Origin of the sequence: Microbacterium hydrocarbonoxydans (assembly GCF_011752045.1) — a bacterium.
Lineage (GTDB): Bacteria > Actinomycetota > Actinomycetes > Actinomycetales > Microbacteriaceae > Microbacterium.
Window position 1 is genome coordinate 1,780,446 of the sequence record NZ_JAAKXW010000001.1, and the last position, 6,787, is coordinate 1,787,232.

The following is a 6,787-nucleotide window of genomic DNA, read 5'->3' on the forward strand; positions in this document are numbered from 1 at the left end:
GAGTCGTTCTGGGTCGCGCTTGGAGCTCAGCCCGCGGCCGGCGAGGGGACCGGCACCGTGGCCAGGACGACGGCCAGACCGCCATCCGCGACGTCGTCGGCGATCTCGCCTGCGGCATCCTTCACCTCGGCGGGGGCCTGCCCCATCGCCACCGCGCGTCCGCCCAGGCTGCGCGCCCAGCCGAACATCCCGATGTCGTTGCGGCCGTCGCCGGCGACGAGCACGCGGCCGCCCTCGAAGCCGAGCTCTGCGCGCACGCGCTCCAGCGCCGTGCCCTTGTCCACGCCCTGCGGGGCGATGTCGAGCCACGCCGTCCAGCCGATCGCGTACGAGACCTCGTTGAGGCCGGCATCCGCCACCAGCCGGTGGAAGTCCTCCTCGTCGTGGCCGGGCGAGACCACCACGATGCGGGAGACCGGAAGGGCGCCGAGCTCGTCGAAGTCCACCTGTCGTCCGCCGTCGAGCGTCCAGTCGTCGAGGTGCTGCGTGTACAGCCGCTGACCGGAGCCGAGCTCGACCATGTAGCGGGCGTCCGGCAGCCGCTCGCGCAGCAGCCCCAGCACCGGGGACGGGTCGAAGGTCTCGACGCTCCAGCGCTCCCAGTCGTCGCCCACCCTGCGCATCGTCACCGCGCCGTTCGAGCAGACGACGAAGGCCGGGGTCAGGCCGAGCTCCTCGACATAGCGCCGGGTCGCCATCCAGCTGCGGCCGGTGGCGATCGTGACCTCGTGCCCGGCGTCCCGCAGGCGCGCGACGGCCTCGGGCACCCCGGGGCTCATCGTCTCGTCCTGCAACAGGATGGTGCCGTCGACGTCGAGGCCGATGAGCCACCGGGGCCCTGAGCCGGTCGAAGGGTCCGTCACGCCAGCGGCTCCAGGACCTCGAGTCCGCCGAGATAGGGACGGAGCACCTCCGGAACGCGCACCGAGCCGTCGGCCTGCTGGTGCGTCTCCAGCAGCGCGACGATCCAGCGCGTGGTGGCAAGCGTGCCGTTCAGCGTGGCCACGTGCGCGGTCTTGCCGCCCTCCTCCGGCCGGTGTCGCACGTCGAGGCGGCGGGCCTGGAAGGTCGTGCAGTTCGACGTGGACGTGAGCTCGCGGAAGGCGCCCTGGGTCGGAACCCATGCCTCGATGTCGTACTTCCGTGCCGCGCTCGAGCCGAGGTCGCCGGCGGCGACGTCGATCACCCTGTAAGAGAGGCCGAGCGACGTGAGCATCTCCTCCTGGAGGGCGACGAGCCGCAGGTGCTCGGCCTCCGCGTCCGCAGGCGTCGTGTAGACGAACATCTCGAGCTTGTTGAACTGATGCACGCGGATGATCCCGCGGGTGTCCTTGCCGTGCGATCCCGCTTCGCGGCGGTAGCAGGTCGACCATCCGGCGTAGCGGAGGGCGCCGCCTGACAGGTCGACGATCTCGTCCTTGTGGTAGCCGGCGAGCGCGACCTCGCTGGTGCCGACGAGGTAGAGGTCATCATCCTTATCGAGGTGGTACACCTCGTCGGCGTGCTCGCCGAGGAAGCCCGTGCCCTGCATGATCTCCGGACGGACCAGGGTCGGGGTGATCAGCGGCACGAAGCCGTTCTGCAGCGCCTTGTCGAGCGCAAGGTTCATCAGCGCGATCTCGAGGCGCGCGCCGACCCCCTTCAGGAAGTAGAACCGCGCGCCGGACACCTTGGCGCCGCGCTCCATGTCGATCGCGCCGAGGATCTCGCCGAGCTCCAGGTGGTCGCGCGGCTCGAAGTCGAACGCGGGCACCTCGCCGACCCGGCGGAGCTCGACGAAGTCCGCCTCCCCGCCGGCCGGGACGCCGTCGATGACGACGTTCTCGATCTTCGCGAGCGCAGCGGATGCCGCATCGGCGGCCTCGTTCGCGGCGACCTGGGCCTGCTTGACGCGGTCGGCGAGGTCCTTGACCTGCGCGACGAGGGCGGCCTTCTCCTCCTTCGGCGCCTGCGCCACCTTCTTGCCGAAGGCGTTCTGCTCGGCGCGGAGCTCCTCGAACTCCGCCAGCGCGGCACGGCGCGATCGGTCGGCCTCGATCGCGATGTCGACGGTGAGCTGGTCGTTGCCGCGGGCGGCCTGCGAGCGACGGACGATCTCGGGCTGGTCGCGGAGGAGTGCGAGGTCGATCATCACTCGATTCTACGGGGCGCGCACTGGCCTGCCTCCCGCGCAGGGGCCGCCGCGGATCATCCTGTCACAACTTCTCCGCGACGACGTCTTCCTCCCTGAGGCCCGCACCGGGCCGCCCCTCCTGAAAGGAACATCGTGAGCACTCCCGTCACCTCCCTCGACCAGCTCAACCTCGCCTTCGCCGACCGCTTCAACGCGCGCGATCTCGATGGCCTCATGGCGCTGAACGCCCCGGGCGTCGTCTTCGTCCCTGCACCGGGTCATGCCGTCACCGGCGAGGATGCCGTCCGCGGCGCCCTCGAGCAGTTCCTCGGGCTGAACCTTCCGATCGCCATGACCGTGCGCCACGTCTTCGAGAGCGCGGGAACGGGTCTCGCGATCGCGGACTGGTCAATCACGGGCACCGGCCCGGACGGCTCCGAGATCGCCCTCGCCGGCACCACGGCGGACGTCGCGGTGCACAGCGAGGAGCACGGCTGGCGGTACGCCGTCGACAACCCGTTCGGCACGGCCTGACGCCTCGCGGCTGAGGAGACCGGCACCGCCGGCCTCCTCAGCCCTCTCCCATCCCGGATCGCCGGCAGGCGTTCATGGCCTTGCGCGCGCGGGAGATGCGCTGCCGCGCCGTCGCGGGCGCGATGCCGAGCCGAGCGGCGACCTCGGCAGTGCTGAGGCCGTCGACGACGGCGAGCAGCAGAGGTTCGCGAAGGGTGCCGGGCAGGGCGTGCAGCGCGGCCAGCGCGCCGTCGAGCAGCATCCGGATCTCCACCGCACCGGCGACACTCTCCTCGCCCGGAACGTCCTCGTCGAGGGGCGCGTCGGGGCGGCGCGCCCGTTGCCGCGCGAGATCGATCGCCGCGTTCCTGGCGATCGCGTCGAGCCAGGAGCACACCCTTCCCGGCTCCGGCGCTTCGAGCGTCTCGACCGAGCGCCAGGCACGCAGGAGCGCCAGCTGGGCGACGTCGTCCGCGTCATCGATCGGCACGCCGAGCGAGATACCGCGACGCCGCAGCCGCTGCGGTTCGTCGGTGATCATGCTCGTGAGGAGGCGACGCCCGGCGTCTGCCCTCTCCTCCTGCGACGGCGTGCCCATTCCGTCCTCCTCGCTCCTTCGCGGCGGCCCCGCGGGTGCCGGGATTAGAGTAGCGCCATGACGACCCGCCCTTCCGCCCGACGACAGGCGGCGCTCGTCTACAACCCGATCAAGGTGAACGAGAAGCAGCTGCGGGCAACGGTGCGCGCCCTCTCGCGGGACGCAGGGTGGGAGCATCCGGCGTTCTACCCGACGACGATCGAGGATGCCGGTCAGGGGGCGACCGCCGACGCGCTCGCCCGCGGCGTGGACGTCGTTCTGGTCGCCGGCGGCGACGGCACCGTGCGGGCCGTGTCCGAGGCGATCGCCGGCACCGGAGTGCCGCTCGCGATCCTCCCCAGCGGCACCGGCAACCTGCTCGCGCGCAATCTCGGCCTGCCCCTGGGCGACCCGGCGGAGATGGTCCGTGCGGCTCTCGGCGACTTCCGGCATCCGATCGACATCGGCTGGGCCGGGGTGACCCGCGCGGACGGCACGAAGGAGCGTCACGCCTTCGTGGTCCTCGCCGGGATCGGGCTGGATGCCGACATGATCGCGAACACACGGCCGGATCTGAAGAAGTCGGTCGGGTGGATCGCGTACGTCGACGGGGCGGCGCGCTCCCTGGTGACGGCGGAGCCGTTCCGCTCCGTTTTCCAGATCGACGAAGGCCGGCTGCACACGACGAAGGTGCAGAGCATCCTGTTCGCCAACTGCGGCACGCTGCCGGCCGGCATCTCGCTGATCCCTGAGGCGTCGATCTCCGACGGCGTGCTCGACGTGGCCGTCATCCAGCCGAGCGGCGCCTTCGGGTGGCTGGGCGTGTGGCGCAAGATCTGGTGGGACAACTCGGTGCTGCTGCGGTTCCGCGCGGGCCGCCGGGTGCTCGAGCGTCGCGGCAAGGACGCCTCGGTGCACTACTTCCAGGGAAGGGCGGCCGAGGCCGCGGCGACGAAGCCGGTCCCGATCGAGCTCGACGGCGACGAGTTCGGGGAGGCTGTGCGCATCACGTGCAGCGTCGATCCGGGCGCGCTCCTGCTCGCCCTGCCCGCCGGGCATCCGGTCGCCGGCTTCGGACCGGCGTCACCGCTCAGCCTCGGACGGAGACCGTCCCGTCGAGCCCGCCGCCGACCATCGTCAGCGTGAAGTCGTCGTCCTCGACCTGGTCGTCGCCGAAGGCGAGGAGCGTCGCCCGGGGTGCCATGTCCATCGTGCACATCTTGGTGTCGTCGGTGACGAAGGTCACCGTGCCGGCGTTCCCCGCGCCCTCGATGGACTCCACCTCCGGCGGGCAGCCCGAGGAGCCCCAGGTCAGCAGCACCAGCGTGCCGTCTCCGATCCAGCCCGCGGAGGGCGCGTAGTCGGTGGGGGACCCGGGGATGCCGGTGAACTCGGCGTCGCCGTCGAGGTCCACCTCTCCCGTCAGCTCTCCGTACGTGACGGCGAGCGTGACCTCCAGCGTCGGGTCGACTCCCTCCGGCAGCGCGCCGATGCTCGCCCGCGGCGCCATGTCCGCCGTGCAGACCTGACCGGCGTCGCCCTGGTCCACCAGGGTCACCGCGACCTTCTGCCCCTCTGCTGAGACCTCATCCACCTGCGGGACGCAGGTGGATGAGCCCCAGGTCATGACCGCGAACATGCGGCCGTCATCGAGCAGGACGCCCTCGACGTCCCCGAAGTCGTCGCCGCCGTCGCTGTCGTCGGGCGCAGACGTCGGAGTGCTCGTCGGGCTCTCGACGCCCGGCGTGGTCGCGCAGCCGGCGAGAAGCAGCACGGCCGCGAACGCGGACAGGGTGACGCCGAGGCGTGAACGGATGCTCATGCCCTCAGGCTACCCGTGCCGATATTCCGGCGACAGCCATCTCCGGCGCGTCGGAGACGGCGTCGGGTTCACTGCAGGGCGGACGTGAGCCGGGCGAGGTTGTCGAGCACCTTCGATCGCAGCGGCTGCTGCTGCCACTCCTCCAGGGTCAGCTCACGGCTCAGGGACCGGTACTGCTCCTCGACGACGCGCATCTCGGCGACGAACTCATCGCCGCGCACGAGCATCGAGACCTCCAGGTTGAGGCCGAAGGAGCGCATGTCCATGTTGCTCGAGCCGATGACGGCGACGTCGTCGTCGATCGTCAGGCTCTTGGTGTGGAGGATGTACGGCTTGCGGTACATCCAGATGCGCACGCCGGCCTTGAGCAGGACCTCGTAGTAGCTGCGCTGCGCGTGATAGACCATGGCCTGATCGCCTTCTTCGGAGACGAACAGCTCGACCTCGACCCCGCGGTCGACCGCCGCGGTCACGGCGAGCAGCAGGGCATCGTCCGGCACGAAGTAGGGGCTGACGATCATGATCTTCTTCTTGGCGGCGTAGAGCAGCCCGAGGAAGAGCCGGAGATTGTTCTCGACCTCGAACCCGGGGCCGGACGGGACCACCTGGCAGTCCAGGTCGCCGCTGCCCGCCGCGGCGTGGGTGATGTCGATCTCCTGCAGCACCTCGTCGGTCTCGCTGTACCAGTCGGCGAGGAAGATCGCGTTCACGCTGAGAACGACCGGGCCGTCGATGCGGACCATGAGGTCGACCCAGTGCAGGCCCCGCCGAATGTTCTTGGCCAGGTTGTAGGTGGAGTCGGTGATGTTCTGCGAACCGAGGAAGGCGACCGTGCCGTCCACCACGAGAAGCTTGCGGTGATTGCGGAGGTCGGGGCGCTGCATCCGGCCCTTGAACGGCTGCACGGGCAGCATCAGATGCCAGACGGCCCCCATCTCGTCGAGGCGGCGGATCGTCTTGCGGTAACGAGGCTTCCACCGGTTCGCCCAGTGGTCGAGCAGCACCCGGACCTCGACGCCACGAGCAGTCGCCTCCTCCATCGCTCGGAAGAAGTTGTCGGTGGCGGCGTCCGACTGCAGGATGTAGAACTCGACGTGCACGTACTCGGTGGCCTGCCGGATCGCGTCGGCCATCTCGTCGAGCGATCGCTGATAGTCGGAGATGAGGTGCGCCCCGTTGTCGCCGGAGAGCGGCAGCGCTCCCAGCCGGTGGTTCATCTCGACCAGAGGCGGGAACCAGCTCGGAGCGTGGGGACGCAGGGTGCCGAAGTGCAGATGCTCGCTGGTGTCCGCGATGTACGCGTTGATCTGATCCTGCTTGCGCCGGCGGGCGCGCGGGAGACGCGGGTTCCCGATCAGCAGGAAGAGGAGGACGCCGACGAGGGGGATGAAGAAGATGGCGAGCAGCCAGGCCATCGCCGCTGTCGGACGACGGTTGCGGGGCACGACGATGATCGCCGTGATGCGGATGCCGATGTCGAGCGCGAAGAGGAAGGCCGCGATCCACCAGCCCCAGGTGTCAGGTGTCATCCTGTTCCTCCCGGGCGGTTCGGCACGACGACGATCGCCGGCAGCTCACGTGACCGCGATGGGTGCACTGGCTACACAGTAACCGATGCCATCGACGTCGGTTCGCTGCCTGAGATCCGGCGCGTTAACGCAGAAGAGCCACCCGACATTGGGTGGCTCTTCTGTCTAAAAGGAGTCCGGCGGTGTCCTACTCTCCCACAGGGTCCCCCCTGCAGTACCATCGGCGCTGTGAG

7 protein-coding genes are annotated in these 6,787 nt (G+C 70.0%); 2 read left to right on the forward strand and 5 right to left on the reverse strand.

All coding sequences use genetic code 11. From position 1 onward, the window contains the following. Positions 1–26: 26 nt before the first annotated feature. Together G6G98_RS08345 and serS are read right to left on the reverse strand one after the other, a co-directional pair. Complete coding sequence (locus G6G98_RS08345) at positions 27–863, reverse strand: HAD family hydrolase (protein WP_164232671.1); 837 nt, start codon at positions 861–863, stop codon at positions 27–29. Continuing rightward, positions 860–2,131 (reverse strand): serine--tRNA ligase, encoded by a 1,272-nt coding sequence (gene serS / locus G6G98_RS08350; RefSeq protein ID WP_164232669.1) that lies wholly within the window; start codon positions 2,129–2,131, stop codon positions 860–862. The genes G6G98_RS08345 and serS overlap by 4 nt, the downstream gene beginning before the upstream one ends. Before the next feature lie 135 nt (positions 2,132–2,266). Between serS and G6G98_RS08355 the strand changes: the two genes are divergently transcribed. Then, positions 2,267–2,647 (forward strand): YybH family protein, encoded by a 381-nt coding sequence (locus G6G98_RS08355; RefSeq protein ID WP_067348567.1) that lies wholly within the window; start codon positions 2,267–2,269, stop codon positions 2,645–2,647. A 37-nt stretch (positions 2,648–2,684) separates the two neighbouring features. Here the strand turns inward: G6G98_RS08355 and G6G98_RS08360 are convergent, their stop codons facing one another. After that, the gene (locus tag G6G98_RS08360; protein ID WP_164232667.1) at positions 2,685–3,224 is read right to left on the reverse strand and encodes an RNA polymerase sigma factor; all 540 of its coding nucleotides are present in this window, start codon (positions 3,222–3,224) and stop codon (positions 2,685–2,687) included. 57 nt (positions 3,225–3,281) lie between these two features. Between G6G98_RS08360 and G6G98_RS08365 the strand changes: the two genes are divergently transcribed. Further along, positions 3,282–4,349: a diacylglycerol/lipid kinase family protein gene (locus tag G6G98_RS08365; protein ID WP_164232665.1), complete on the forward strand. Its 1,068-nt coding sequence runs from the start codon at positions 3,282–3,284 to the stop codon at positions 4,347–4,349. On the opposite strand, the gene G6G98_RS08370 is transcribed toward G6G98_RS08365, so the two are convergent. After that, a complete protein-coding gene (locus G6G98_RS08370; RefSeq protein WP_164232663.1) occupies positions 4,294–5,025 on the reverse strand; it encodes a hypothetical protein in 732 nt (243 codons plus the stop codon). The two genes, G6G98_RS08365 and G6G98_RS08370, sit on opposite strands and share 56 nt — an antisense overlap. Positions 5,026–5,093: 68 nt before the next feature. Continuing rightward, the gene (cls, locus tag G6G98_RS08375; RefSeq protein WP_164232661.1) at positions 5,094–6,554 is read right to left on the reverse strand and encodes a cardiolipin synthase; all 1,461 of its coding nucleotides are present in this window, start codon (positions 6,552–6,554) and stop codon (positions 5,094–5,096) included. Positions 6,555–6,787: the final 233 nt, after the last annotated feature.

Excerpts from the sequence above, each read along its gene's own strand:
- G6G98_RS08360 (WP_164232667.1), bottom strand. The coding sequence starts at position 3,224 with ATGGGCACGCCGTCGCAGGAGGAGAGGGCAGACGCCGGGCGTCGCCTC.
- G6G98_RS08370 (WP_164232663.1), bottom strand. The coding sequence starts at position 5,025 with ATGAGCATCCGTTCACGCCTCGGCGTCACCCTGTCCGCGTTCGCGGCC.
- cls (WP_164232661.1), bottom strand. The coding sequence starts at position 6,554 with ATGACACCTGACACCTGGGGCTGGTGGATCGCGGCCTTCCTCTTCGCG.
- serS (WP_164232669.1), bottom strand. The coding sequence starts at position 2,131 with ATGATCGACCTCGCACTCCTCCGCGACCAGCCCGAGATCGTCCGTCGC.
- G6G98_RS08365 (WP_164232665.1), top strand. The coding sequence starts at position 3,282 with ATGACGACCCGCCCTTCCGCCCGACGACAGGCGGCGCTCGTCTACAAC.